This is a genomic window from Actinophytocola sp. KF-1 (assembly GCF_054661535.1).
The window spans coordinates 283,843-310,074 of the sequence record NZ_BAAFVK010000014.1; the positions used below are offsets into that span (position 1 = coordinate 283,843).

Consider the following 26,232-nt stretch of genomic DNA (forward strand, 5'->3'; position numbering starts at 1 on the left):
GGGCAACCTCGGCAGCCTGCGCGGCTGCCGAAGGCGGCGCAGCCCCACCAGCAGGCAGCCCACCCTCGGCAAGCGACACGGCGACCACCGAAGGCGGCGCAGCAGCCGCCGAAGGCCGCGCATCCTCGGCATTGGGTGGGCTAGGCTCGGCAGGAGGCGCAGCTTCGGCAGCAGGCGATTCACTCTCGGCAGGAGGCGCACCCTCGGCCGCAGACCGCCCACCCTCAGCACGCCGCGCGGCCTTGGCGGGCTGCCCACCATCGGCGGCAGGCAGCACGCTCGCAGTCGGGGCAGCTTCGGCAACCGGCGGGCTGACCTCGGCTGCACCATTCCCGTCGAGGGCACGCCCCCGCAGCACGCGGATGTGATCGGCCAGTTCCCGGATGGTCAGCAGGTCCGCGACCTGATCCATCGGGATCCGCACGTCGAGGCGTTCCGAGATCTGCCGCACCAGGCCGAAACCCTTGAGGGAGTTGCCACCCAGCTGAAAGAAGTTGGTGTCCCGGCCGATCAGCTCGGGCTCGACCGCCAGCGCGTCGGCCCACAGTTCCCGGAGGACCTCCTCCAGTTCGTCGGCGACCTCCGAAGGCTGGACAACCTCAGCGGGCTTGACGACCGGCGGCTCGATCGCGGGTGGCGCCGGCTCGACCGGGGGCACATCACCCGCCCGGCGGACCGGTCGCGCGGGCAGCCACGCTTCCTCGCGCTGCCACGGATATCCCGGCAACCGCACGGCACGCCCGTCAGGTACGAGCGCCGCCGGGTCGAGTGCCACGCCTGCCGCGAGCAGCGTGCCCGCCGCCGCGAGCAGGGCCCGACGGTCCGGTTCGGACCGCACCAGCGAGCCGACCACCACCGCGTCCTGGGCGACCGCGGCGACGGCCCTGCGCAGCGCGGGATGCGACGACACTTCCACGAAGCACCGCACCCCGCGCACCGCCCGCACGGCCGCGGGCAGGTCGAACGGCGACGCCAGGTTCCGCGCCCAGTACGCCCCGTCGAGGCGTGTCTCCTCCGCCCCGGTGACCGTCGACACGAACGGGATCCGTGGTGACGTCGGCGTGATCCCCGCCAGGGCCGTCGCCAGCTCGGGTGCCAGCGCCGCCATCTCCGGCGAGTGGAACGCGACCCGCACGTCCCGCAGCTCCTGCGCGAACACGCCGTCCGCGCCGAGGTCCGACACCACCCGGCGCACCACCTCCGGCGCACCGGACACCAGGGTCGTCGTCGGGGACAGGACGCCCGCCACCGCCAGTCCGAACCCGCCCGCGTCGGCGGCGGGCAGCTCCACGACGGCGCTCGCCCCCTGCCCGTCGACCCGGGCCATCAGCGACGCCCGCGCGACCACGACCCGCACCGCGTCCGCGAGGTCGAGCGCGCCGGACACGTGCGCCGCCGCCACCTCGCCCAGGCTCTGCCCGAGCACGGCGACCGGCCGCAGTCCCCACGACCGCCACACCGCGGCCAGCCCGACCTGCAGGGTGAACCTGACCGCCTGCGCCTGCCGGGTGTCGGTGACCTCGCCACCGGTCAACGCCCCGGCCGGGGACCAACCCGTCGCGGCGCGGAACTCGGCGTCGCACTCCGCGACCGCCGCCCGGAACACCGGGTCCTCGGCGTACAGCTCCTTCGCCGCGCCCGCCGCGCCCTGGCCCGGGAACACGAACGCGACGCCCGGCTCGTCGAACGCGCGTACGGGTGTCACCACGCGCAACGCGGCCGCCGCGTCGGCCGCCGTGTCCGCGACGACCGCCGCCCGGAACGGGTGCAGGTCGCGCCTGCGCACGGTCGTGTGCGCCACGTCGGCGAGCGCCACCTCGCCGAGCCGGTCCGCGTACGCGCCGGCCAGCTCGGTCAGCGCCGCCCTCGCCCGCGCGCTCACCACGACCAGCCGCGGTCCGGGAGCGGGTGCGGGCGCGGGTACCGGCGGCGCGGGCGCGAGCACGGCGTGTGCGAGCGCGCCGCCGAACCCGAACGAACTCACGCCCGCGTACCCGTCCGGCAGCGGCGTGGGCGCGGCCGGGATCACGAACGGTGTGCCCGCCAGGTCGATGCGCGGGTTGAGCTCGCGCTGGTGCAGCACCGGCGGCACGAGCCGGTGGTGCAGCGACAGCGCGGTCTTGATCAGGCCGACGACCCCGGCCGCGGCCTCCAGGTGGCCCAGGTTGGTCTTCACGGCGCCGAGCAGGCACCGGCGGCCCCCGTTGAGCGCGGTCGCGAGCGCTTCCAGTTCCAGCGGGTCGCCGAGCGCGGTGCCGGTGCCGTGCGTCTCGACGAGCCCGACCTGGTCCGGCGTGACCCGCGCCTGCGCGAGCGCGCGCCGGATCACGGCCGTCTGCGCGGGCCCGCTCGGCGCGGTGATGCTGCTGGTGCGGCCGTCCTGGCCGATCGCGGTGCCGCGGACGACCGCCCAGACCGGGTCGCCGTCGCGCAGCGCCGCCGACAGCCGCTTCAGCACGACGACCCCGGCGCCCTCGGCACGCACGAACCCGTTCGCGGCGGCGTCGAACGTCTTGCACCGGCCGTCGGGCGCGAGCATGCCGAGCTTCGCGTAGATCACCGTGGTGACCGGCGACGCCATCACGTTCACCCCGCCCGCGAGCGCGATCTCGGACTCGCCGGTGCGGATGCTCTGGCACGCGAGGTGCACGGCGGCGAGCGACGACGAGCACGCCGTGTCCATGGCGATGCTCGGGCCACGCAGGTCCAGCTCGTATGACAGCCGGTTCGCGAGGATGCTCCGCTGCGTTCCCGTTCCGGTGTGGACGGTCACGAGCGCGGGATCGACCGTCTGGAGCCAGGTGTAGTCGTCGGTCATCGACGCCATGTACACGCCGGTGTCGCTGCCGGCGAGCGACGCGGCCGGGACGCCGGCGTCGGCGAGCGCGTCGAACGCGGTCTCCAGCAGCAGCCGCTGCTGCGGGTCCATCCGCGCGGCCTCGTCGGCGGAGATGCGGAAGAACCGGCGGTCGAACCCGGCGACGTCGTCGAGGTAGCCGCCCCAGCGGGAGTTGGTGGTGCCGGGCGTGGCGGGGTCGGCGTCGAACCACTCGTCGGCGGACCAGCGGTCGGCCGGGGTCTCGGAGATGAGGTCGCGGCCCGCGCACAGGGCCTGCCAGAACGACTCCGGCGAGTCGATCCCGCCGGGCAGGCGGCAGCCGATGCCGATGATCGCGACCGCGTCGTCGTCGGCGGCGGGTGCCGCGTCCGCCGCGGTGAGTCCCAGCCGGGCGGCCAGGATGCGCCGCTGCGCGTCGGTGAGCCGCGCGATCCGCTCGGCGAGGTCGTTCACGTCAGTCCTTCCCGGGGTGGTCGGTCTCGAGCAGCGGCAGGAGGTCGGCGAGCAAGGCGTCCACGACCTCCTCGTCGGTGGGCTCGGTGGGCTCGGCGGCCTTGGCGGGCGCCGCGACCGTGGCGAGGAACTCGGCCATCCGCGCCACGGACGGGTAGTTGAGCACCGCGGTCTCCTGCAGCTCGACGCCGAGGTCGGCCTCGAGCCGTTCGTGCAGGTCGACGCCGGTCATCGAGTCCATGCCGAGGCGGTTGAACGTGCTGTGGTTGTCGACGCGGTCGGGCGTGGTGCCGAGCAGGTCGGCGACCGCGGCGCGCACCACCTCCCTGAGGTCGCGCTCCGATGTGGACACCGGGGCGGGTTCCTCGACAGGGACCGGTTTCGGTGCGCTGCCGGGCAGCGGCAGGTCGACGCCGTCCCACGGGTAGGCGGGCGGGCGCACCCTGGCGTTCGTGCCGCACACCGCGGCCCAGTCGAGGGTGTACCCCGTCTCGTACAGCCGCGCGGCGACGGCGAGCAATCCGGCCCGGTCGTCGGCGCCCGGCGTGAGCAGCGGGATCGCACCCGGGACGCCCGCCTGACAGTCCACAGTGGCCGTCGCGTTCCCGGCCCCGGTCGACGGTCCGCGTTCGCCGCGCACGGCCCGTGTCATGGCCGCCGTCCGGTCGAGCGCGCCGAGCGCGTACGCGGCGCTGAGCGCACCGACGCCGTCGCCGGTCGCGGTGTCCGGCCGGATCCCCCAGTGCGCCAGGAGATCGACGAGTCCGATGTGGACGGCCACGCGCACCGGCGCGGCCACCGCCGGCCCGACCGCCGGACCACTGACGAGCAGGTCGGTCAGCGCCCACCCCGCCAGGTCCCGCACCACGTCGGCGCAGGCGGTCACCGCGGCCCGGAACACCGGCTCCTGCAGGAACAACCGCGCACCGAGCCCGGTCGCCTGCCCCTGCTCGCCGAACGCGAACCGCAGCGGGCCCGGCGCCGCGGCGACACCGCGCACCCGGTCCAGCGCCGCGCGCAACGCCGCCCGGTCGGTCCCGACGACCCCCGCGCGCAACGCGTGCTGGGCACGCCGCCCCGCGCTGTGGCACAGCGCCGCCACGGACACCGCCGGGTCGTCCAGCAGCGCCCGGTAGCGTCCGGCGAGCGCGGCCAGCGCGGTCTCCGTGCGGGCCGACACGGGCAGCAGCACCGCCCGCTCCGGCACGACCGACATCGACGGCACCCTGTCCGCCGCGGCCAGCACGACATGCGCGTTCGCGCCGCCGAACCCGAACGAGCTGACCCCCGCGAGCGCGGGCCGCGTGTCCGGCAGCGGCACGGGCGCGGTGTTCACGGCCAGCCCCAGCGCGTCCAGGTCGAGCCGGGGGTTGACCCGGTCGACGTGCAGGGTCGGCGGCACCTCGCGGTGGTACAGCGCCAACGCGGCCCGCACGAGCCCGGCGGCGCCCGCGGCGGCTTCGAGGTGCCCGAGGTTGCTCTTCACCGCCCCGACCACGCACGGCGTCCCAGCGCGTCCCGCGCCGACCGTGGCGCCGAGCGCGGTGGCCTCGATCAGGTCGCCGACGGGTGTGCCGGAACCATGTGCCTCCACCAGGTCCACGTCGGCGGGCCGGGTGCCGGCCCTGCGGTGCGCGGCGCGGATCACCGCCTCCTGCGCGGCGCCGGACGGCGCCGTGAGGCCGTTGGTGCGGCCGTCGTGGTTGACCGCGCTGCCGCGGATCACCGCGTACACGTCGTCGCCGTCGGCACGCGCGTCGGCCAGCCGCTTCAGCACGACCACGGCCGCGCCCTCGGCACGCACGTACCCGTCCGCGTCCGCGCCGAACGACCGGCACCGGCCGGTCGGCGACAGCAGGTGCGCCTTGGCGAACGCGGCCGTGACCTCGGGTGAGAGCACCACGTTGCAGCCGCCCGCGAGCGCGACCGAGCACTCGCCGTCCAGCAGCGACCGCACCGCCAGGTGCACCGCCACCAGCGACGACGAGCAGGCGGTGTCGATCGCGATGCTCGGGCCGCGCAGGTCGAGCTGGTAGGACAGCCGGTTCGCCGCGATGCTGTGCGCGCTGCCGGTGGCGAGGTAGGGGTCGGCGAAACCGGCGCGCAGGGCGAACTCGGGGCTCCACACGCCGATGAAGCAGCCGGTGTCGGTGCCTGCGAGCGCCGTCGGGTCGAGCCCGGCGTCCTCGACGGCCTCCCAGCTGACCGCGAGGAGCATCCGCTGCTGCGGGTCCATGGCGGCCGCCTCGCGCGGCGACAGCCCGAAGAAGTCGGTGTCGACCGAGGTCAGGTCGCCGACGAGACCGGCCCACCGCAACGCGGGTGCCGGCATCGCGGGCCACCGGTCGGCGGGCACCTCGCCCACCGCGTCCGTCCCGCCGCGCAACAGCTTCCACAACTCACGCGGCGACGACGCGCCGGGCACCCGGCAGCCGATGCCGACGATCGCGACGTCGTCCGTGCCCACGTGCGTCGTGCGCACCTCGGGGACGGGAGCGGCGGCCCGGCCCTCGACGGCGGCGACCACGCGGTCGATCGTGGGGTGGTCGTAGAGGTAGCTGTCCGGCAGGGACCTGCCCACGACCTCCCCGAGACCACCGGTCAGCTCCGCGGCCTCCACCGACCCGATGCCGTAGGAGGCGAGCGGTGCACCGTCGGCGAGGTCGCGCTCGGCGACGCCGGTCAGCGCGGACACCCTGGCACGCAGCCATGTCCGCACGTCGGCGGCGTACTCGACCTCGCCGCTGCCGCCCAACCGGGTGCTCCGCCACGACGCCACCACGTCGAGCGTGCCGTCGGCGAACCGGGCGCGGCTCGCCGACCGCTGGATCTTGCCGCTCGACGTCTTGTCCAATGTGGACTTCCGGATCAGCACGACGGCCGACACCCGCAGCTCGTGCGCCTCCGCGACGGCCCTGCGCACGGCGGCGACAGCCTCGGCGGCGACCGGGCGGGCGACCGCGTCGTCGGTCACCTCCTGGACGACGACCACGTGCTCCTCGGCGCCGTCGTCCACCGCGAACGCCGCGGCGCAGCCGAGCCGCAGCGCGGGGTGCGCCTCGAACACGGTCGCCTCGATGTCGTGCGGGTGGTGGTTGCGCCCGGCCACGATGATCAGGTCCTTGCGGCGCGCGGTCACGTACAGCTCGCCGTCGCGCAGGAACCCGATGTCGCCGGTGCGCAGGTAGCCGGACCGGCCGTCGAGGGTGGCGCCGAAGCTCGCGGCGGTGGCGTCCGGGTGCCGGAAGTAGCCTGCGGTGACGCTCGGCCCGGCCACCCACACCTCGCCGCACCGACCGTCGGACAGCGCGGTCCCCGTGCCGGGGTCCACGACCCGGATGTCGAACCCGGCGAGCGCCGACCCGCACGACACGACCTCGTGCCCGCCCGCGCGCGGGACGCCCGTGCCCGCCGCGAGCGCGTCCGGGTCGAACTCCCCGGTCACCGGCCCGGCGCCGGCCCGCGCGGACGTGACCATCAGGGTCGCCTCCGCGAGCCCGTACGCGGGCAGGATCGCCTCGCCGCGGAAGCCGGTGGCGGCGAACGCCTCGGTGAACCGGCGCAGCGACGCGGCACGGATCGGCTCGGACGCGTTGACCACGACCCGCCACCGGGACAGGTCGAGCCCGGCCGCGTCGGCGGGCGCGATCTTGCGCACGGACAGGTCGAACCCGAAGTTCGGCGCGATCGAGTGCGTGCCGCCGAACTCGGCCATCGCCGTGAGCCAGCGCAGCGGCCGGGCGGCGAACGCGCTCGGCGTCATCAGGACCGTCGGCATCGCGTGCACGACGGGCAGCAGCCCGCAGTAGACGAGGCCCATGTCGTGGAACATCGGCAGCCACGAGACCAGCACGCTGTCCGCGTCGTGCCGCCACGCGTCGTGCATGGCGGCGCAGTTGGCGAGCACGTCGGCCTGGGTGACGGCGACGCCCTTGGGGCTGGACGTCGACCCGGACGTGTACTGCAGGTAGGCGAGGTCGGTCGCGCCGAAGGGCGCCAGCCCGCGCTCGTCGCGCGCCGGGGCGGCGTCGTCGACGGTCAGCCACTCGACCCCGGCCAGCTCGGGCGTGACCGCGAGGTGTTCCCGCAGCGCGGCGATGGTGGCCTTGCGGGTGACGACGACCGGGGCCGCGCAGTCGCGCTGGATCCCGGCGAGCCGGTGCAGCGACCGGGCGTAGGGGACGCGCGGCGGCGGTGCGGGCACGGCCGTGACGCCGGCGAGGAGGCAGCCGAGGAACGCGACCTGGAAGTCGGTGCCGCTGTCGTACACGAGCAGCGCCCGCTGCCCGGCGAACCCGCGGGCGGTGAGCTCGTGCGCGAACCCGAGCGCGTGCGCGTAGAGGTCGGCCCAGGTGAGGACGGTGCCGTCGCCGTCGCCGTCGAGGAAGTGGAACGCGGTCCGCTCCCCCGCCCGTGCCGCGTTGCCGGCGAGCAGGCCGGTGATGGTGTCGGTCATCCCGGTCAGTCCGCGAAGTCCGGCATGACCTTCTCGGCGAACAACCGGATGGAGGTCATGATCAGCTCGTGCGGCACGGTGCCGACCTGCATGACGAGCGCCAGCTCGTCCACCCCGGCAGCGGCGAACCGTCCGACGGTCTCCCGCGCGGCCGCGGGGTCGCCGATGACGCCGGTCAGCGCGGCCTCCGAGCGGGTGCTCATCGCCTTGGCGAGCGCGTCCTCGTCGAGGTCGGCCCTGCTGATCGGGAGACGCCCGACGGGCCGGTCCTTGTAGGCGTAGTACTGCTGCATGGCCTCCCAGAAGAACCGGGCGCCGCGGAACCCGTGCTCACAGGCGAGCCGGTCGTCGTCGAGGACCAGCGCGGTCGGCGTGCACACGTACCGGTTGGTCTTCCGGTACCCGTCCGGCTCGGCGGCCTCCCACTGCTCCCGGTAGCGCAGCACCTTGTCGGCCAGCTCGGCGTCCGTGCCGGCGGCGAAGTTCAGCGCGCCCAGCCCGAGCGACCCGGCCAGCTCGGCGGTCTTGGGGTTGGTGCAGGCGGCGAACATCGGCGGGTGCGGCTGCTGCACGGTGTTGGGGACGACCTGGATCGGCGGGATGTCGTAGCGCTCGCTGTGCCACTCGAAGACGTCCTGCTGCCACATCCGCGGGATCATCCGCAGCGCCTCGAGCCACTGGTCGTGCAGCTCGGCGGGGTCGTTGCCGAACGCGTCCTGCTCGACCCGGCTCCCGCTCTTGCCCGAGCCCCAGTCGACGCGCCCCTCGGACAGCACGTCGAGCGCGGCGACCCGCTCGGCGATCCGGATCGGGTGGTTGTAGCGGTGCGGCGTCAGCGTCACCCCGTGGCCGAGCCGGATGTTCTTCGTGCGCCCGGAAAGGTGCGCGAGGAAGATCTCCGGGGCCGACGAGTGCGCGTACTCGTACAGCCCGTGGTGCTCCGCGGCCCACACCCCGTGGTAACCGACCGCGTCCGCCAGCACCGCCTGTTCCACACAGTCGTGGAACACCCGGAACTCGGAAGCCCGCGTCGGATCAGCGATCTGCATCTCGAAAAACAGGGAGAACCGCACGTTCGCGGACGTTAACAGCGCACGTCGGGCCCGTCATCAGCCATCCGTTGAACTCAACGCGGCGTTGAAGTGAGAGCAGCCAACCCCCCGATTGAGCGTCATCCGTTCGAGTGATAACTTTCGCCCGGCTCGGGGATGACAGCCGAATGTTCTGGGGCGGCTTTGACTCTCGTTTCCGATGTCCCGATCACCTCCACCGACGAATCACCACACCGCTCGCGCGTCCGGCGGACCTGGTTGTTCGCCGTGCTCGGGCTGGGTGTGCTGTTCATGCTGGGGACGCGGGCGGCGTGGTTCTTCACCATCGACGACGCGTTCATCACCTTCCGGTACTCGGACCACCTCGCCGCCGGGCACGGCCCGGTGTGGAACGTCGGCGAAGATCCCGTGGAGGGCTTCACGAACTTCCTGTGGATGGCCTGGCACACGCCGTTCGCGCTGCTCGGACTCGACCTGGCACTGGTCGCGAAGCTGACCGCGTTCGCCGCGGGCGCCGCCGCGCTCGTGCTGCTGGTCCGGTACTGCCACGAACGCCACGGCCTGACCTCCGCGTTCGTCGCCGGTGGCGCGTACGTGGTGTTCGTGCCCACCTACTTCCACGTCACCAGCGGCCTGGAAACCGTCGCGTTCGCCGCACTCGTGCTCCGCGCGGTGATCCTCGGACTGAAGGCGATCAACGACCGGCCGGTCCGCGTGTGGGAGCCGCCGCTGCTGCTCGTGCTCGCCGGGATGCTGCGCCCCGAAGGCGTGCTCGCCGTCCTGCCCGCGTTCCTCGCCTGGCTCTGGACCACCCGCCGCGACCGCCGCACCTGGGCCTGGACCGCGGCCGCCGCGATCATGGGCGGCGGGTACTTCGTGGGGCGGTGGACCTACTACGGACACCTGTTCCCGAACACCTTCTACGTCAAGTTCGGCAACATCGACGCCGGACAGGTGTGGTTCACCAACACCGTCCCGGTCCTGCTCCCCCTGCTGCTGTGCACGGTCGCGCTCCTGATCCGCCGCGACACCCGCTGGTCCGGTGCCGTGCTGTGCGCCACCGTCGGCGCCACCTACCTCACCTACGTGGTCTCCGGCCCCAGCATGGACTACCTCCACCGCTTCGCCTACCACGCGTTCCCCGTCCTCTGCCTCGCCGCCGGTCTGGCCGTCGGCCCGCTCCGCCCCCGCTGGCTCGCCGCCGGCGCCGGCACCATCGCCATCGCCTGGACCGCCGTCGCCGGGGTCAAATCCCCCGACCTGCCCATCGTCGCCAACTACGGCCCCGACCTCGCCCGCGCACACGTCGCCATCGGACAAGGCCTCGCCCACACCGACATCCCCGAGGACCAACGCACGATCGCGCTCCACGACGCCGGCGCCATCCCCTACTACAGCCACTGGCACACCATCGACATCATCGGCCTCAACGACGAACCCATCGCCCACGGCGCCGACGGCACCACCCGCGTCCTCGACGCCCACCCCACCGTCATCGTCCTGCGCAGCCTCGCACCCGCACCCGACACCAAGGCCTACGGCGTCGACTTCGTCCGCATCACCGCCGGCTACGACCACATCGCCAGAATCCAGATGCGCGCCGGCTACTACATGCACCTCTACGCGCAACCCCAGTGGGCCGACCAGGTCCGCGACGCCGTCATCCCCGTCGCCGACCACGCACAACGCACCTACGACCCCGGCCGCTACGAAGACACCATCGACCGCTGGCTCGACCGCCTCCGCAACGACCTGCCCTGGTAGCGCTGGTCCGCGTTTCTGCCGCATCACCACCAGGACCGCCCGACGAGGACGCGGCACCCGAGGGGTTTCCCCTTCCCCAGCCGGTTTCCGCACCTCGTCGGGCGACCCCGTGTCGGCAGGTGACCCCCTCCACCATGCATGATTAAAATCGGACACCTATATAGCTGATAGCTGTTACTGACTCAGCGAACCGGGTACGCGGCCACGATCGTCTGGTCGATCGAGCGGCCCTCCGCTGCCGTGGCCGCCGCCCGGATCGACACCTGCTGGCCCGGCCTCGGCAGCACCCCGGGCACGACCACGCGGTACGTCCCGTCGAAGCGCGGCACCACGATCCCCCGCTGCCACCGCTTCCCGCCGTCGACCGACGCCCAGAACCGCAGCGACCCGCGCTCCAGCCGGAACCCGTCGTCCCCCGCGGTCGACGTCACCCGCACGCCCAGTTCGAGGACGCGCCACGCGGGCAGCCTGCCGTACGCGTCCGTCGCCGGCTGGTAGTCCACGGACAGCAGGCGGGGCGTCGTGTCCCACGCGTCCGGGTCGGTCGGCGCCTGCGACGGGAACGTCCACACGGTCGACGTGGACGCGCCGATCGGCAACCGCGACGTGTCCGGTGTGGACTTGTGCTCCAGGCGGAACATCGCGGGTTCCGGTGGCGAGTCGAAGTACCAGCTGTCCCCGAAGACCGGCAGCTCGACACCGTTGCGGTACAATCGAAGCGAGTCGTTCCCGGCGGCCGGGAGGTCCCACACGGAACCCGTGTGCTCGCCGTCGGTCAGGCGCGGGGGCACCTCGATCCGCTCGCGGTTGTGCGAGGCCGACGTCACCGCGGGCGCCACCCCGCGGAACCACACCGCGGGCCGCCGCTCCCCCGGCCGGTACGTCGTCGGCGGCTGGCACAGCAGCGCCACCTCGCCCCTCGGGCCCGCGACGCACTGCCGCCACTGCACGTCCGCGCTCGCGGTCAGCCACTCCGTGCGCTTCGCAGGCGCGGACAGGTCGTGCACGAACACCGCCGTCCCGATCACCAGCGGGGTGGACGGTTCGCGGTACGTCAGGTAGGTGTCCCGCTCGCCGCCGAGTGTCCGGTAGTCCGACTCGACGCGTGCGAAGCTGTTCGCCTTCGCGCGGTACGCGGGCGGGTCGGGCACGGTCGGGCCGCCGACCACGACGCCGTACCGGTCGTCGCCGCGGTCGAGTTCCCACCGGGTCTCGAACGTGGTGCGGCCGTGCCGGGCCGGGGTGGTCGGCTGCAGGAACACAGTGCCGCGCGCCAGTTCCTCGCCGGTGGTGGAAATGCTGTCGCCGATCGAGCCGCCGCGGGCCGCGTCCTCGTGTGCGTAGTAGACGGACACAGTGGACACCGTGGTCCGGCCACCGCCGTCGATCGTGACCGGCTTGAGCTGCTTGGCCTTCGTGGCGTCGATCGTGTACGCGAGGTCGCGGTCGACCACCAGCTCCGGCGTGCCCGCGAACGACACGGTCTCCGGGGTGCTGCCCGCCGCGGGCGTGGTGATCCGCGCGATCACGCTGACCGGGCCCGGCACGATCCGGGCCGTTCCCCGGCCGTGCTCGTCGAGCTGCACGATGACGAACCCGCCGCCGGTCGACGGGTGCATGTCCGCCATGTTCCCCAGCCACACGGTGCCGTACGCGTCCGGTTCACCGCGCCGGTTCAGCACGGTCAGCGCCACGTCCTGCCGCGGCGCCTCGTTGTAGAACCCGAGCGGCAGCCGCGTCGGCTCCTTCCCTTGCCGGGCAAGGGTCACCGCGCCGGTGTGCACGCCGAGACCGCCGCGGCCGGGTGTCAGCGTCACGGTCACCTTCTCGGTCGCCCCCGGCGCCACGGTCACCCGCGCCGGCGACACCGTGACGTGGTCCGCCGCGGTCGGCTCGCCGCTCGGGGCGAGGACCTCGTCGGTCAGCGCCACGGTCTCGGTCGCCGTGCCGTCGTTGGTGAGCGACAGCGTGATCGTGCGCGGCGCGGTGTTCTCGCCGTGCTTGAGGTAGCCGAAGTCGACGTTGCCGCGGTCCAGCCGCAGCGTGTCCGTCAGCGCGCCGGGCAGGTCGAGCAGGCCGGTGCCCTCCGCGTACGGCCGCGGCCCCGGGTACTGCGCGTCCGCGGTCGTCATCAGCGCGGTCTTGATCCGCCGCCAGTCCCAGTCGGGGTGGCGTTCCCGCAGCAGCGCGGCGGCGCCCGCCACGTGCGGCGCGGCCTGCGACGTGCCGGACATCCGCGTGTACCCGTCGCTGCCCGCCATCGCGCCGGCGATCTCCACACCGGGTGCGGTGAGGTCCGGCTTCACCCGCCACGTGCCGAGCGTCGGGCCCTGCGAGGAGAAGTACGCGGTCTGCCCCGACGCGGTCGCCGCGCCGACGGTCAGCGCGCTCGCCGCGATGCCGGGCGTGCCGATGTTGCTGGTGCCGGGCCCCGCGTTGCCCGCGGCCACGACGAACAGCGTGCCCGTCTCCTCGGCGAGCCGGTCGAGCGCCTGCGCCGTCGGGTCGTCGGTCTTGCCCGCGTCGCCGCCGAGGCTGAGGTTCACGACGTCCGCGCCCCGCGCGGCCGCCCACTCCATGCCCTCGATCACCCACGACAGCTGCCCGAACCCGTCGGCGCCGAGCACCTTGCCCGACAGCAGGCGGGCGCCGTGCGCGACGCCCTTGCGCGCGCCGTCCGCCGCCGCGCCGGTCCCGCCGATGACGGACGCGACGTGCGTGCCGTGCCCGTTGCCGTCCTCGGCGGTCGGGTCGTCGGTGAAGTTGGCCTGCTCGGCCACCCGGCCACGCAGGTCGGGGTGGTTGGTGTCGACGCCGGTGTCCAGCACGGCGACGTCCACGCCCGCGCCGGTCAGGCCCGCGTCCCAGGCCTCCGGCGCGCCGATCCGGGTGAGGTTGGCGTCCAGTTCGGCCGCGCGCACCCGCCGGTCGAGCCACACCTTCCCGCCCGGCGTGGCGCGGAGGGGCGCGAAGCCGGCCTTCTTCGGCAGCCGCGTCGCGGTGGCGCCGATGCTCTCGAGCGTGACCGCGCCGGTCGACAGCGGCGCCGGGCCGCCACGCACGATGACCGGGACCGAGTCGGTCTCCGCGTCGCCGTAGCCCTGCGCGAGCAGGCCGGTGACGTTGAACAGCTCCAGGTCGAGCGTGTCCGGCACCAGCCGCTGGACCGTCGCGGGGACGACGTACACGTCCGCGCCCCGGCGCAGCGTCGTGAAGGACGTGCCCGGAGCAGCGGGCCGCATGGTCACGCGCGGCACGCCGTCGGCGCCGTGGCGCACGGTCGCGGTGTCGCCGGTGATCAGCGTGACGGTGGCGGCCGGCCCGGTGGGAGCCTGCGGGCCGGCCGCCTGGTCGGCCGCGGTGGGAGCGGCCGAGGCCCGCGCCGCGGGCACGCTGAGCGCGGCGCAGGCGAGCACAGCCACAAGACGGGAAGGGAGACGTCTCGGCAGATGCATGGCCCATGCCTACGCCACGGCCACGATCATGGGAACGATTCCACCTGGCGTATTGCCGCCATGGCGAGAACTGGCCACGATGACCGGCATGCTCGAAGCGTTGGGGATCACGGAATTCGCCGAGGTCGTGTACCGTGCGTTGCTCGCCGACCCCGGCCGGACGGCGGGGGAGTTGGCGCGGTCGGTGCACCGTTCGGACCGGGTGACCCGCAAGGCGGTGGCGGAGCTGGAGGAGCTGGGGCTGGTGACGCGGCTGCCCGGCAGGCCGGTGCGGCTCCTCGCGGCCCGGCCGGACACAGCCATCGACCTGCTGGTCGCACGGCGGCAGCGGGAGCTGACCACGCTGCAGGCGACCGCGCGGGCGCTGGCCGCGGAGATGAACGTGGTGCGCCAGCCGGACGAGCTGCTGGAGATCCTCGTCGGGCAGCGTGCCGTCGGCGACCGGTTCACCCAGCTCGTGCGTGACTGCGAGGGCGAACTGCTGGTGATCGACCGCCCGCCCTACGCCGCGCAGGCGTCGCCGTCCGAGGAGGAGGTGACCACGCGGCTACGTGCCGCCGTGCGGGTGCGCGGGCTGTACGCACCGGAGTCACTGGAGCTGCCCGGCGCGCTCGAGGCCGTCCGGCGGGCGGTCGACAGCGGCGAGGAGTCCCGGGTGCACCCGAAGCTGCCGATGAAGCTCGCGATCGCCGACCGGGAGGTCGCGCTGCTGCCGCTCGTGCTGGAGGACATGGTCGAGAGCGCGCTGGTGGTGCGCAGGTGCGCGCTGCTCGACGCGCTGGTCGTGCTGTTCGACCTGCTGTGGGAGCAGGCCGCGCCGCTGGTGCCCGTCCAGGAGCCCGGCGGGCAGGCCGACCTCGGGTTGCTGACGCTGCTCGCCGCGGGCGCGAAGGACGAGACGATCGCCCGTCAGCTCGGCGTCAGCCCGCGCACGGTCACCCGGCGGGTCGCGGAGCTGCTCGACCAGCTCGGCGCGCGCACCCGCTTCCACGCGGGCGTGCTGGCCGAGCGGCACGGGCTGCTCACCGAGTAGCGGTCACCGCGTACACGGGCAGCGGCTCGACCCGGTCGGCGACGGCGTCGAGCACGTCGAGGTGGCTCGTGATCAGGTCCCGCACGGGTGCGGGCACGGTGTCCAGCCGCTCCTTCACCACCTCGCGGCAGAGCCAGATCTCCCAGCTCGCGTCCTGCAGGCCGGTGGTGTCGACGGTCCTCGGCTCGCCGGGCCGCCACCCGGTCTCGGCGAGGACCCGCAGCAGCGTCTCGCGGGAGAACGGGGTGCGCACGTTGCCGTCGCCGCGTTCGCCGGTGGCCTCGACCACGGCCTGGATCTGCACGGCGAGCAGGTGCGCGAGCTGGTCGTGCGTGGCGGGCGCGAGGTCCCACTCGGCGAAGCACAGGCGCCGGGCCCACGGCCGCACACGCGCGAGCGTGGCGCGGAGCTGGTCGAGGGAGGCGAAGTACCACGAGCACTGGGACAGGACGACGTGGTCGAACGCGTCGCCGGGGAAGGTCTCGGCGAGCACGTCGAACCCGAACCGGAAGTCGATCCGGTCGCCGAGCGGGGTGCGGCGCAGGTACTCGGCCGACTCGCCGAGGGTGACCGGCGCGCCGTAGGACGGGTCGGCGAGGTCGACGGCGGTGACGTGCCCGCCCTCCCCCACGGCGGCGGCGAGCACGGCGGTCATGTCGCCTTGGCCACACCCCACCTCCAGCACGCGGTCCCCCGGCCGCAGGTCCCAGCCGTCGACGAGCCCGGCGCGGAAACGGGTCTGCACCAGCTGAACGGCGGGATCCGCGGCCCCGTTCGCCATCGCGGCCGCGACGGAATCGACATCGATCGACTTCATGGTCACACGGTAGAAGGCCTGGCCAGCGGTTAACGTGGAGGTATGGGGAGCCGCATCATCGCGACCGTGTTCGACTGCCGGGACGCGGAGGCGCTCGCGGCGTTCTGGTGTGCCGCGCTCGGCTGCCAGGTGGCCCGCCGCTGGCGTGACGCGCACGGCACGGAATACGTCGAATCCGACGGTGATCCCGTGCTCCTCTTCCACCCGGTGACCGAGCCGAAGCGGGCGAAGAACCGCGTGCACATCGACGTGCGCGCGCCCGGCCTGCAGTACGACGAGGTGGCCCGGCTCGTGGCGCTGGGCGGCCGCGTGGTCGCCGACGACCAGGCGGTGCCGTGGGTGGTCATGCAGGACCCGGAAGGCAACGAGTTCTGCGTCCTGCCACCGGACGACGGCTAGCGGGCCGCCGCGCGGAGAACGTCGCGCAACCGCGTGCCGAACCGGCGTGCCACGGAGGTGGTGACCCTCGGCCGTTCCCCGGGAACGCGGACGAAGCCGACGCTGTGGGTTTCTTTCACCTGGACGTCGATCCGCCGGTATTCCGCGGGCCGGTACTCGTCGTGCTGTTTCACGATCTCGTCGTGGACGTAGGCCGAGGTGATGACGGCGAACGGCCGGGAAGAGCGGGCGAGCGCGGATTTGAACGGCGCCGCGTCGTTCAACCGCGTCGCGTGAATGATGCTGGGGCCGTCCGGGCCGTGACCGTCGAACGCGATCTCGCCGACGTCCAGGGAAAGCCGCAACCTGATCACCGCGTCGGGGTGTGCGGCGTTGTGTTCGTCGAGCAGTTCGGACAGCGCGCGGGGCAGTTCGCCGACGAACGCGCCTTTGTCCACGCCGGCCGCGGGCACGGCGATGAGGATCCCGTCGCCGGTGTCCCGGCGGTAGGAGGTCTCCCACGGGATCCCGGCCCGGCCGAACGCCATCCGCACGACCTGGTGCATGCCGTCGCGCACGGCCATGCGGTTGCGCCGGGTGCGTTCGCGGTCCCCGAACTTCTCGACGTCGAACAGGCAGATCACGTGGGTGCCGTCGAGGTGGCGGCGCGGTGCGGCGCCGCGCGTGACCTCGAGCGTCGAGGCCTTGTACGCCCACTTGCCGTTGCGCGACGTCACGAGCACGTGCCCGGTGCCGCCGGGGAGGAACGGCAGCACCTCGTCGGGGTGGCCCGCGTCGTCGAAGACGAGGAGCCACCGGCGCGCGCGGGACAGTTCTCCGAGCACCGCGGACACGGCGGTGTTCTCGTCGGTGTTCTCGTCGGTGTTCTCGGCGGTGTTCTCCGCGGTGTTGTCGTCGTCGACCGCGAGTTCGAGCCTGTTCGCCAGGGCCGCCAGACTGGCGCGGATGTGCGCCGGGTGTCCGGCCGTCACCCACCACACGATGTCGTAGTCCGGCAGGTTCCGGTAGATGTACTCGACCGCGATCTGGGATTTGCCGATGTCGCCCAGTCCGTGCAGCACGACCGGCGATTTCCCGGTGTCCCGCAGGCGGCGGTGCAGAAGTCCCAGCAGTTCTTCGCGACCGGTGAACTCCGGATTGCGGGGCGGGATTTCGCCCCAGACGGCAGGCGCCCCCGCCGAACCAGCCCAGGTCATGTGGTCTCCCACCGCCGCGAAAAGGTAAAGGCGGATCGTACTGGGGCCTTCGGGGCTATCGCGCACCCGGGACCGTGCTCGTCGCGAGCATGCGGACCACCTCGTGCGGGTCGCCCGCGGCGCGCTGGCGGGCGGCGCCGGTGCCGATGCGCAGCAGCCGCCGCACCGCCTCCCGCACCACCTGCGTCGCGCCGAGGTCCTCCAGCGCCGGGCGGACCGCGGCCAGCAGCTCGGTGACGAGAACCGCCGCCGGGGCCTGGCGTTCCAGCACTGGGTGGATGCCGGGGCCCGCCATGCCGTGCCGCGCCGCGGACCACAGCGCGGTCGCCGCCACCTGTTCGCCGATGACGGGGGCCTCCCGGCCCGCGTCGAGGTCGGCGAGCGCGGCGCGGACCAGCCCGGCCGTCAACGCGGCCTGCAGCAGGGTCGCGTCGACGTCGATGCCGGTGTCCGCGACCCGCAGGTCCACAGCGGACAGTCGGGGCACCGGCCGCGCCAGCCACAGCGGGGAGTTGTCGTCGACCAGCACGCCCTGTTCGGCGAGGCGGGACACGCGTGCCTCGTACGCCCGCACCGACGCGAAGTGCGGCGGCATCCCCGACGCCGGCAGCCGGGACCGCTGGACCGCGCGCCAGCTCGCGTAGCCGGTGTCGGCGCCGCCCGTGAACGGCGAGTTGACCGACAGGGCCAGCAGCGTCGGCAGCCACGGGCGCAGGTGGTTCACCACCGCCACGGCGGTCTCCGCGTCCGGCACCCCGACCTGGACGTGGCACCCGCACGGGTGGTGGTCGGCGACGACCCCGCCGTACACGTCGGCGAGGGCGGCGAACCGCTCGGTCGGCGCGACCGGGCCGTCGAGCACCGCGCACCCGCTCGGCACCAGCCACACGTCGGCCGCGCGGGCCGCGGTGGTCAGCTGGATGCGGTTGTGGGTGAGCCGCCGCGCCAGCTCGTCGAGCGTCGGGCAGGTGCCGGTCACCGCCTCGACGCGGGCGGCGGACCACTGCGACCGCAGCGCGGCGTCCTCGCCCGCCGCCTGCATGGCGGCCGCGGTGTGGCAGACCTCGGCGGCGGCGGGCACGGTGTTGCCGGTGGCGGGGTCGACGAGCAGCAGCTCCTCCTCGACACCCACCGCGAGTGTGGCGGCCGCCTCCTCCGCCATGGCTGCCTCCCGCCGGCCGATACGCTCCGCTCCTGTGATCCGCGAGGCCAGTCTGACCGACCTGCCCGTTCTCCGCGACATCGAACACGCCGCGGGTGCGCCGTTCCGCGACATCGGCATGGCGGCGATCGCCGACGACGAGCTGCCCGCCGTCGAGGAGCTGGCCGCGTACCAACAGGCGGGCCGGGCGTGGGTCTGGGGCGACCCGCCGGTCGCGTACGTGCTGGCCGACGAGGTCGACGGGTACGCGCACATCGAGCAGGTTTCCGTCCATCCGGGACATTCGCGGCGCGGCATCGGCCGGGCGCTCATCGACCACGTCGGCGCGTGGGCGCGCGCACGCGGGCTCGCCGGGCTGACGCTCACCACGTTCGCGGACGTGCCGTGGAACGCTCCCTACTACGCCCGCATCGGCTTCACGGTCGTGACCGACCTCACGCCGGGCCTGCAGGCGATCCGCGCCCAGGAGGCGGCACGCGGGCTCGACGCGTGGCCGAGGGTGGCGATGCGCCGCGACGGTTGAGGGCGGACCCCCTGGGTAATCCCCCACGGCAGCCGAACGTGGGGAGCACACCGATGGCCGAGCAGCCACCGCAGCAGCAGAACCCGCCGGGCGAGACCGGCGACATGCGGCCCGAGCCGCGGGACGAGATGACCGGGTACGTCGGGCGTGACCTGCTGCGGCACAAACGAGCACTGATCACCGGCGGCGACTCCGGCATCGGCCGGGCGGTCGCCGTCGCGTTCGCCAAGGAGGGCGCGGACGTCGCGATCGCCTACCTCGAGGAGCACGCCGACGCCAAGCACACCGCCGACCTGGTGCAGGCGGAGGGCAGGCGCTGCGAGCTGATCCCCGGCGACCTCGCCGACCCCGGGCACTGCAAGGCGGTGGTCGAGCGGGCGGTGTCGGCGCTGGGCGGGCTCGACATCCTCGTCAACAACGTGGCGACGCAGGAACAGGTCGAACGGCCCGAGGACATCACCGACGAGCAGTGGCAGCGGACGTTCGACGTCAACATCCACAGCTACTTCCGGGTGACCGCGGCCGCGCTGCCGCACCTCGGCGAGGGCAGCGCCATCATCAACACCGGGTCGGTGAACGGGTTGCGCGGCAACAAGGGGCTCATCGACTACTCCGCCACCAAGGGCGCCGTGCACGCGTGGACCATGGCGATGGCGCAGGCGCTGGTGGACCGGCGGATCCGCGTCAACTGCGTCGCACCGGGTCCGGTGTGGACACCGCTGATCCCGGCCACGCTGCCCGAGGAGAAGGTCGAGAGCTTCGGCGAGCAGACCCCGTACGGCCGGGTCGCGCAGCCCGACGAGCTGGCCCCGTCGTTCGTGTTCTTCGCCGCGGAACGGCTGTCGTCGTACTACTCCGGCGAGGTGCTCGCCGCGCTCGGCGGCGAGACCCACCCGGGCTGAGCCGAAAGGATTTCCGATGAAAGCCGTGACGTGGCAGGGGAAACGGGACGTGCGCGTGGAGACCGTGCCGGACCCGGAGATCCGCGAGCCGACCGACGCGATCATCAAGGTGACCTCGAGCGGTATCTGCGGGTCGGACCTGCACCTGTACGAGGTGCTGGGGTCGTTCATCGACCCCGGTGACGTGCTCGGCCACGAGCCGATGGGCGTCGTGGAGGAGGTCGGCGCCGAGGTGTCGCACATCAAGCCGGGCGACCGGGTGGTGGTGCCGTTCAACATCTCGTGCGGGCACTGTTTCATGTGCAAGACCGGCCTGCAGTCGCAGTGCGAGACGACGCAGGTGCGGGACAAGGGCAAGGGCGCTGCCCTGCTCGGGTACACCAAGCTGTACGGGCAGGTGCCGGGCGGGCAGGCGGAGTACCTGCGGGTGCCGCAGGCGCACTACGGTCCGATCAAGGTCCCGGACGGCCCGCCGGACGAGCGGTTCCTGTACCTGTCGGACGTGGTGCCGACGGCGTGGCAGGCGGTGAAGTACGCCGACGTGCCGGAGGGCGGCAGCGTCGCGGTGTTCGGCCTCGGCCCGATCGGGCAGATGTGCTGCCGCATCGCCCGGCACCTCGGCGCGGGCCAGGTCATCGGCGTCGACCTGGTGCCGGAACGCCTCGCCCTCGCGGGGAAGTACGGCGTGACCACCGTCGACCTGACCGATCCCGGCGACACCGTCGCCAAGCTCAAGGAGCTCACCGCGGGCCGCGGCCCGGACTCGGTCATCGACGCCGTCGGCATGGAGGCCCACGGGTCCCCCGTCGGGAAGGTCGCGCAGCAGCTGACGACGCTGCTCCCGAAACCGATCGCCGCGAAGATGACCGAGAAGGCGGGCATCGACCGGATGGGCGCCCTGCTCGCCGCCATCGACACCGTGCGCCGCGGCGGCACCGTGTCACTGTCCGGTGTGTACGGCGGCATGGTCGACCCGATCCCCATGATGCAGCTGTTCGACAAGCAGATCCAGCTGCGGATGGGCCAGGCCAACGTCCGCCGCTGGACGGACGAGATCATGCCCCTCCTGACCGGTGACGACGACCCGCTCGGCACCGAGGACCTGGCGACCCACCGGCTCCCGCTCGCCGAGGCCGCCCACGGGTACGAGATCTTCCAGCACAAACAGGACGGCGCCATCAAGGTGCTGCTGAAGCCCTGAGCGGGGAGCAAAAAGGGAGCAGGGCCCGGCCGGTTCTTCCGGCCGGGCCCTGTGCTTGTGGACAAGTGGACTGCGGTCGGCCGTTTTGTCGGTGGTCGCCGGTATGGTGGATTCCGGGGGCCGGAGGCCGCCGGGGGCCCTCGGCCGGGGACCGGCTCGGCTCGCCGAGAGTGGGTTCTCCGAGGGCGGGTTCGACCGCCAAGCACCAGGTTCGCCGACAGGGCGGGTTCGGCCGCCGAGGGCCTGTTCGCCAACAAGGCCGGTTCCGCCACCGAAGGCTGATTCGGCCAAGACCGGTCCGGCCGCCGAAGGCCGGTTCCGCCAACAAGACCGGTCCGGCCGCTCTAGACCGGTTCGCCAACAAGACGGTGCGGCCTCCCAAAACCGGTTCCGCCAACAAGACCCGGTCCGGCCACCGAAGGCCGGTTTCGCCAAAGACCGGTCTGGCCGCCGAAGGCGGGTTCGCCAACAACACCCGGTCCGGCCGCTCAAGGCGAGTTCCGCCAACAAGGCCGATCCGGCCACCGAAGACCGGTTCGGCCAAGACCGGTCTGGCCACCCAAGATCGGTTTCACCAACAAGACCGGTCCGGCCGCTCAAGGCCAGTTCCGCCAACAAGGCCGGTCCGGCCACCGAAGGCAGGTTCCGCCCACAAGACCGGTGCCGCCGCCCAAGGCAGGCTCCGCCCACAAGACCGGTCCAGCTTCCCAAGGCGAGTTCCGCCGACAAGGCCCGATCCGGCCATCCAAGGCTTCTTCCGTCAACAAGACCGGCCCGACCGAAGGCCGGTCCGCCGCTGGCGCTGGGATTCCCGAGACCGGAAGCCCCCGAGGGGCCACCTGCCCTGCCGATGATTCGGCTGTCATGGGCTGATTCGCCGCGCCCGAGGCCACCGCAAGGAGCGCGCCTGTGGCTGGTCCGCTCCGCGTCGCCCGTTTCTGTCGGTGGTCGCCGGTAGGCGAACTCCTATTTGGTGACGTAACTGTGACCTGCGGCGCCCGAGAATCCCGTTGTTCATGCCGGGCTCGGTTGGTTGTTCGGCCATCGTGGTGTGACCGGCGTGCTCCCGCTTTGCTGTGGTGTTGATTGGAGCAGGTGGGCGAGTAGTGCGCGGGTGCGGTCCTGGGACAGTGCGATCTGCTCTAGCCGGTGCAGGAGTTGGGTGTAGGGGGTGGTTTCGCTGCCGTGGAAGTAGATGCCGCCCGCAGCCAGTTCGATGTGGACCACCGGGGCGGTGGTGGGGAAGTACATGGTGGTCCAGGACGCGGGGAGCGTGATTCGTGACTGGTGTTCGGGGATGACCCGGACGCCGATACCTCGATCACCAGCGGTGTACAGGTGTTCGAGTTGCTCACGCCACGCTCGCGGGCCGCCGAACGGGGTGTGGATCGCGGTCTGGCTGATGTAGGCGTGGTAATCGACGTTGCCCAGTCGCCGCTGCCGCTTTTGTCTGGCCACCCAGTTCATGTCGCAGTCGTGCCCGACCCAACCCGCCGCCCGCATCACGCCGATCGCGGTCTCTCGGGTCTGGAGCAAGGTGGGGACACCCATCGTGGCGACGCTGACCAGCGCGTGCGCGTCGTTTTCGTAACTGGCCAGCCCGCCAGCATCTACGGGGATACCCGGTATCGGCCGATCCCGCCACCCCGACGGGCAACCTGCCCGGAACTCCGCCAGGACCTCGGTACGCAGCCCGGCAGGCACCGACCACGCCGTCAGCAGGATCGCGACCTCTTCAACACTCACGTGGCGGTGCCCGCACTCGGTACGGCTCAACGTGCTTGCTGACCAGCCAGCCAGCATCGCCGCGTCCTCAAGCGAGATCCCGGCCTGCTGCCTGCGAATCGCCCGCAACCGCGCCCCGATAACCCGGTCACGAGCCACCGGCTCCCCTCTACTCACCCCTTAACCCTCGAAACCGTGCCGTACCATCCTCCGCGCCCATCACCGTTCCTGGTGCATCCGCTGGTCCGGGTTCTCCGCGTCCTCGATGTCACCGGGCGGCGGGGTGAACTGGGCGAGATATTCGGCCAGCTCCTTGTGTGAGCAGCCCGTGAACAACGCGAGGTTGCGCACAACCTGGGCGTCGATTTCCGTGACGCCGTGCGAGGTCTCGTTGAGGGCGTTGCGAGCCCACTGATTGATCGGGCGGAACTTGCCCCGACCCGCGCCGTTGTGGTCGAGCAGCGCCCGCAGGTCGACGTGCAGGGTCAGACGGTCCAGGTGCAGACGTGCTCGCTGAAGGCCACGCGCGACGACCGTGGCCGGATCGACCTCCAGGCCCACGGTCAGCTCCGTCAACCGGCATAGGGTTAGCTGACGCAAGCCGTGCTCATACGCCAACAGGGTCCTGTCACCGATCCCGGATGGCAGCCGCTTCACGAACTGTGCGCGTGACCAGCCACGAGCTTCACGCACGCGCCGCAGTTCTTCACCCACCGCGCGGGTGATCGCGGTTTCCAGCGTCTCGGCCTCTACCGCCGTCATGGCAGTCACTCGTCATCACCGTCCAGCCCGAGCCGGTGCTCAATCTCCCGAGCCCGCCTGATCGCGAACACCGCGTACTGCGACGCCTCACCCCGGTTGGGCTCGTCGACCTTCGCCGCCGCCGCGTAGACCTCCGCACTGTGCCGGTGGAACGTCGCCCACTCCGCAGGAGTCGCGTCATGGGCGGGCCTCTGCCGCCACAATTCTTCGTGTGCCTGGAACAACGACGACGGTGCTACCTGCTGCCGCACCATCAGTACCCACCACCCGAGTCACCGTCGTCACCGGTCACCAGCAGATGCCGAGGGCCGCGCTCTGGCGGGGCGGGTTCGCCGTCCGGGTCGATCTCGGCGGCCAACTTTGCAGCCTCCCGCGCCAGCTCCCGGCAGAACTGCGCCAACACAACGTTCCCGTCGGGGAACGGGGCAACTGGATCGCGAGATTCACCGGGTCCAAGTAGACAACGAGCGCTGGTAACTCCGGCGTGACCCGCATGAACGCCGCCGCCGCGTCACGACCGGGCGAACACGACACGTTGAACGCCACTTCTCACAACTCCTCGTTGAGTGGTGGGCCGTGAAATGGTTGAGCATGTTTCACTCGGATCTCCATTCAATGCATTGCGGTCGCTTGCACGTGCGAAGCCATTCAATAAGAGCGGCGCGCGCATTTACGATCGGAATGATCGCGCATTGCGGAAATAGTCGTCCGGTCTCGCCTCTGAAGATCAGGTGAACTCTTTGACGTGGAGGGTTCGGCGTGTACGAATACGCGGCCGACACCTCCGGATCATCGTGGTCGGCGTAATGCAACGCGGCGACTCCCGCAGAAGGGCGCACGCTGACCCGCATCTGGTTGTTCGGGTACGGCCCATCGTTTGATGTGTAGTACTCAATGTCCCCAACATGCAGGGTGCTTTCCCAGGTCGCATGATCAAGCCCTAAAACCTCGTCAACGAGCGCTATTGCATCCCGCATTCCTCGCGCAACCCGGGCGACGTCGCTAGTCAAAGACGCTGTCACGATCACCTCATCCGGAGTAGGCGAGGGCATCGGCAAGACACCTCGTATCAATTCGTGAACCGGCCATTGACGAGGCCCGCGGACCACCTTTGATTTCGGTGATGTTGCCTCGCTTGCTCCAACCGTGACGGCGCGAACAACAGTCGTCCACCCATGATCCGGAATACTCATATTCCGATCCGGAATATTGCCAGGCAGGACAGCACGCCTGCGGTTGCACGTTCACTCGTTCGCAGTACCCGCCGCACCCGATGTACGCTGGTCACAGGCGTACAGCAGGACTTGGGGAGGGTGTCCCATGGGTACGGGGGCTACACAGGCCGGGGCTGGTGATGGTCGCCGCTGCGGGGTGGAAGCTAACTCCGCTCCAAGTGAATCACTGAAGCCTGACGCGTCGAACTCGGCGGGCAATAACGATGCATTGATCTCGGTTACCGGCATCGACACGGTCGAGTTGATTCAACGCATGCGGTCTTCTTCGATCAACTCGGCAACAATCGACGCGTTGAGTATCACAGTCGACCAGTTGTGCTGCGACTACGCACATTCTGATGCCCGCAAGCTAATTGTAACGAGCAAGGAGTGGCTCAACAGGGGCGACGGAACTGCTCAACAGCAAGATGACCCTGCCGCAGCATCGGGACATTCTGCACAACGCGGGAATGCTAGCTCTGCTAGTCGGCTGCCTAGAATACGACCTTGGCAAGTCTGCTCCCGCTGAAGCAACCCGCCGCATGGCGATGAAGCTCGGCGAGGAGGCGGGTGTGCCGGGCATCGTCGGATGGTCACAAGAAATGCTAGCCTGGTTTCATTTGACGGCGGGAAATCTTCGCGCTGTCATCCCTGCTGCCGAATCGGGAATACACTCGGCACCGTCGCATTCAGTCGCGGTACAGCTCTATGGTCAGCAAGCCAAGGCATTCGCGCGCATGGGTATGCGCGAACAAGTACATGAAGCCCTTGGGAAGGGTTCGGCTTTGCTGGACAAGTTGCCATACCCAGAACGACCAGATAACCACTTTGTGGTAGATCCCGATAAATGGGACTTCTACGCTATGGACACCTATCGGATCGTTGGCGAAGATGCACTAGCTGAGCGTAACGCCAAAGAAGTGATCCGACGCAGTACGAACGCGGACGGCTTTGTCGTCTCGCCCATGCGGAGGACAGAAGCTGAGTTGACGTTGGCGGTCATCGCGGCCCGCCGGGGTGACGTCGATGAGGCGTCCGCGCTCGGCATGGCGGCGCTAGGGAGCGTCCTCAAAGCCAGAGGGTGAGGGTGGCGAGGTCGATCATGGCTTGGTAGGACAGCGTGGTCTTGTCGTAGCGAGTGGCGATCGCCCGGAACTGTTTGAGGCGCTGGAAGCAGCGTTCGACGATGTTGCGGCGGCGGTAGGCGGTCTTGTCGAAGGCGGGTGGCCTGCCGCCCTTGGAGCCGAGGCGGGCACGGTTGTTGCGCTGGTCGCGGCGT

At 71.8% G+C, this 26,232-nt stretch carries 18 protein-coding genes and 1 pseudogene; 7 read left to right on the forward strand and 12 right to left on the reverse strand.

The genetic code is table 11. The features are described from left to right. The 3 genes from ACYQ77_RS36440 to ACYQ77_RS36450 form a co-directional block, all read right to left on the reverse strand. A partial coding sequence (locus ACYQ77_RS36440; protein ID WP_459720004.1) for a type I polyketide synthase occupies nt 1-3,292 on the reverse strand: 3,292 nt, incomplete at its 3' end. 1 nt (nt 3,293) lies between these two features. Beyond that, entirely contained in the window at nt 3,294-7,748 is a 4,455-nt protein-coding gene (locus tag ACYQ77_RS36445) for a beta-ketoacyl synthase N-terminal-like domain-containing protein (protein WP_459720007.1), read from the reverse strand. A gap of 5 nt (nt 7,749-7,753) precedes the next feature. Beyond that, on the reverse strand, nt 7,754-8,821 hold the full coding sequence (locus tag ACYQ77_RS36450) for an LLM class flavin-dependent oxidoreductase (RefSeq protein WP_459720010.1): 1,068 nt from the start codon (nt 8,819-8,821) through the stop codon (nt 7,754-7,756). Nucleotides 8,822-9,067: 246 nt separating this feature from the next. Here ACYQ77_RS36450 and ACYQ77_RS36455 point away from each other — a divergent pair, with 246 nt between their 5' ends. Further along, complete coding sequence (locus ACYQ77_RS36455; RefSeq protein WP_459720013.1) at nt 9,068-10,564, forward strand: hypothetical protein; 1,497 nt, start codon at nt 9,068-9,070, stop codon at nt 10,562-10,564. Nucleotides 10,565-10,746: 182 nt separating this feature from the next. Here ACYQ77_RS36455 and ACYQ77_RS36460 read toward each other — a convergent pair whose 3' ends face one another. Continuing rightward, complete coding sequence (locus tag ACYQ77_RS36460; protein ID WP_459720016.1) at nt 10,747-13,986, reverse strand: S8 family peptidase; 3,240 nt, start codon at nt 13,984-13,986, stop codon at nt 10,747-10,749. A 121-nt stretch (nt 13,987-14,107) separates the two neighbouring features. On the opposite strand from ACYQ77_RS36460, the gene ACYQ77_RS36465 reads away from it, so the two are divergent. Beyond that, on the forward strand, nt 14,108-15,052 hold the full coding sequence (locus ACYQ77_RS36465) for a TrmB family transcriptional regulator (RefSeq protein WP_459720020.1): 945 nt from the start codon (nt 14,108-14,110) through the stop codon (nt 15,050-15,052). Here the strand turns inward: ACYQ77_RS36465 and ACYQ77_RS36470 are convergent. Beyond that, nucleotides 15,042-15,869 carry a class I SAM-dependent methyltransferase gene (locus tag ACYQ77_RS36470; protein ID WP_459720022.1) on the reverse strand — a complete coding sequence of 276 codons (828 nt, stop codon included), beginning with the start codon at nt 15,867-15,869 and terminating at the stop codon, nt 15,042-15,044. The genes ACYQ77_RS36465 and ACYQ77_RS36470 overlap by 11 nt on opposite strands. Before the next feature lie 42 nt (nt 15,870-15,911). On the opposite strand from ACYQ77_RS36470, the gene ACYQ77_RS36475 reads away from it, so the two are divergent. Beyond that, entirely contained in the window at nt 15,912-16,268 is a 357-nt protein-coding gene (locus ACYQ77_RS36475) for a VOC family protein (RefSeq protein ID WP_459720025.1), read from the forward strand. Here the strand turns inward: ACYQ77_RS36475 and ACYQ77_RS36480 are convergent. Together ACYQ77_RS36480 and ACYQ77_RS36485 are read right to left on the reverse strand one after the other, a co-directional pair. Then, complete coding sequence (locus ACYQ77_RS36480) at nt 16,265-17,464, reverse strand: NB-ARC domain-containing protein (protein ID WP_459720028.1); 1,200 nt, start codon at nt 17,462-17,464, stop codon at nt 16,265-16,267. The genes ACYQ77_RS36475 and ACYQ77_RS36480 overlap by 4 nt on opposite strands. Before the next feature lie 55 nt (nt 17,465-17,519). Further along, entirely contained in the window at nt 17,520-18,626 is a 1,107-nt protein-coding gene (locus ACYQ77_RS36485; protein ID WP_459720031.1) for a carboxylate-amine ligase, read from the reverse strand. 34 nt (nt 18,627-18,660) lie between these two features. Here ACYQ77_RS36485 and ACYQ77_RS36490 point away from each other — a divergent pair, with 34 nt between their 5' ends. The 3 genes from ACYQ77_RS36490 to ACYQ77_RS36500 are packed head-to-tail and all read left to right on the forward strand — an operon-like array spanning nt 18,661 to nt 21,252. Further along, on the forward strand, nt 18,661-19,149 hold the full coding sequence (locus ACYQ77_RS36490) for a GNAT family N-acetyltransferase (RefSeq protein WP_459720034.1): 489 nt from the start codon (nt 18,661-18,663) through the stop codon (nt 19,147-19,149). 53 nt (nt 19,150-19,202) lie between these two features. Then, nucleotides 19,203-20,051, forward strand: coding sequence for an SDR family oxidoreductase (locus ACYQ77_RS36495; RefSeq protein WP_459720037.1), 849 nt, complete (start codon nt 19,203-19,205; stop codon nt 20,049-20,051). A 16-nt stretch (nt 20,052-20,067) separates the two neighbouring features. After that, entirely contained in the window at nt 20,068-21,252 is a 1,185-nt protein-coding gene (locus tag ACYQ77_RS36500) for a zinc-dependent alcohol dehydrogenase (RefSeq protein WP_459720039.1), read from the forward strand. A 1,014-nt stretch (nt 21,253-22,266) separates the two neighbouring features. Here the strand turns inward: ACYQ77_RS36500 and ACYQ77_RS36505 are convergent. The 4 genes from ACYQ77_RS36505 to ACYQ77_RS36520 all read right to left on the reverse strand — a co-directional run bounded on the left by ACYQ77_RS36505 (nt 22,267) and on the right by ACYQ77_RS36520 (nt 24,932). Continuing rightward, nucleotides 22,267-23,136, reverse strand: a complete 870-nt coding sequence (locus ACYQ77_RS36505) for a helix-turn-helix domain-containing protein (RefSeq protein WP_459720042.1) — start codon at nt 23,134-23,136, stop codon at nt 22,267-22,269. 60 nt (nt 23,137-23,196) lie between these two features. Continuing rightward, on the reverse strand, nt 23,197-23,739 hold the full coding sequence (locus ACYQ77_RS36510) for a helix-turn-helix domain-containing protein (RefSeq protein ID WP_459720044.1): 543 nt from the start codon (nt 23,737-23,739) through the stop codon (nt 23,197-23,199). A 5-nt stretch (nt 23,740-23,744) separates the two neighbouring features. Next, the gene (locus ACYQ77_RS36515; RefSeq protein ID WP_459720046.1) at nt 23,745-23,993 is read right to left on the reverse strand and encodes an AMED_5909 family protein; all 249 of its coding nucleotides are present in this window, start codon (nt 23,991-23,993) and stop codon (nt 23,745-23,747) included. 342 nt (nt 23,994-24,335) lie between these two features. After that, entirely contained in the window at nt 24,336-24,932 is a 597-nt protein-coding gene (locus ACYQ77_RS36520) for an Imm1 family immunity protein (RefSeq protein WP_459720049.1), read from the reverse strand. 449 nt (nt 24,933-25,381) lie between these two features. On the opposite strand from ACYQ77_RS36520, the gene ACYQ77_RS36525 reads away from it, so the two are divergent. Beyond that, nucleotides 25,382-26,038, forward strand: a complete 657-nt coding sequence (locus tag ACYQ77_RS36525) for a hypothetical protein (RefSeq protein ID WP_459720052.1) — start codon at nt 25,382-25,384, stop codon at nt 26,036-26,038. Here ACYQ77_RS36525 and ACYQ77_RS36530 read toward each other — a convergent pair. Beyond that, nucleotides 26,022-26,232, reverse strand: a pseudogene (locus ACYQ77_RS36530) (IS5/IS1182 family transposase); the annotation flags it as partial. The gene ACYQ77_RS36525 and the pseudogene ACYQ77_RS36530 sit on opposite strands and share 17 nt — an antisense overlap.

Excerpts from the sequence above, each read along its gene's own strand:
- ACYQ77_RS36445 (WP_459720007.1), bottom strand. The coding sequence starts at position 7,748 with ATGACCGACACCATCACCGGCCTGCTCGCCGGCAACGCGGCACGGGCG.
- ACYQ77_RS36475 (WP_459720025.1), top strand. The coding sequence starts at position 15,912 with ATGGGGAGCCGCATCATCGCGACCGTGTTCGACTGCCGGGACGCGGAG.
- ACYQ77_RS36515 (WP_459720046.1), bottom strand. The coding sequence starts at position 23,993 with ATGGTGCGGCAGCAGGTAGCACCGTCGTCGTTGTTCCAGGCACACGAA.
- ACYQ77_RS36465 (WP_459720020.1), top strand. The coding sequence starts at position 14,108 with ATGCTCGAAGCGTTGGGGATCACGGAATTCGCCGAGGTCGTGTACCGT.
- ACYQ77_RS36520 (WP_459720049.1), bottom strand. The coding sequence starts at position 24,932 with ATGAGTATTCCGGATCATGGGTGGACGACTGTTGTTCGCGCCGTCACG.
- ACYQ77_RS36525 (WP_459720052.1), top strand. The coding sequence starts at position 25,382 with ATGACCCTGCCGCAGCATCGGGACATTCTGCACAACGCGGGAATGCTA.
- ACYQ77_RS36470 (WP_459720022.1), bottom strand. The coding sequence starts at position 15,869 with ATGAAGTCGATCGATGTCGATTCCGTCGCGGCCGCGATGGCGAACGGG.
- ACYQ77_RS36495 (WP_459720037.1), top strand. The coding sequence starts at position 19,203 with ATGGCCGAGCAGCCACCGCAGCAGCAGAACCCGCCGGGCGAGACCGGC.
- ACYQ77_RS36485 (WP_459720031.1), bottom strand. The coding sequence starts at position 18,626 with ATGGCGGAGGAGGCGGCCGCCACACTCGCGGTGGGTGTCGAGGAGGAG.
- ACYQ77_RS36500 (WP_459720039.1), top strand. The coding sequence starts at position 20,068 with ATGAAAGCCGTGACGTGGCAGGGGAAACGGGACGTGCGCGTGGAGACC.
- ACYQ77_RS36510 (WP_459720044.1), bottom strand. The coding sequence starts at position 23,739 with ATGACGGCGGTAGAGGCCGAGACGCTGGAAACCGCGATCACCCGCGCG.
- ACYQ77_RS36480 (WP_459720028.1), bottom strand. The coding sequence starts at position 17,464 with ATGACCTGGGCTGGTTCGGCGGGGGCGCCTGCCGTCTGGGGCGAAATC.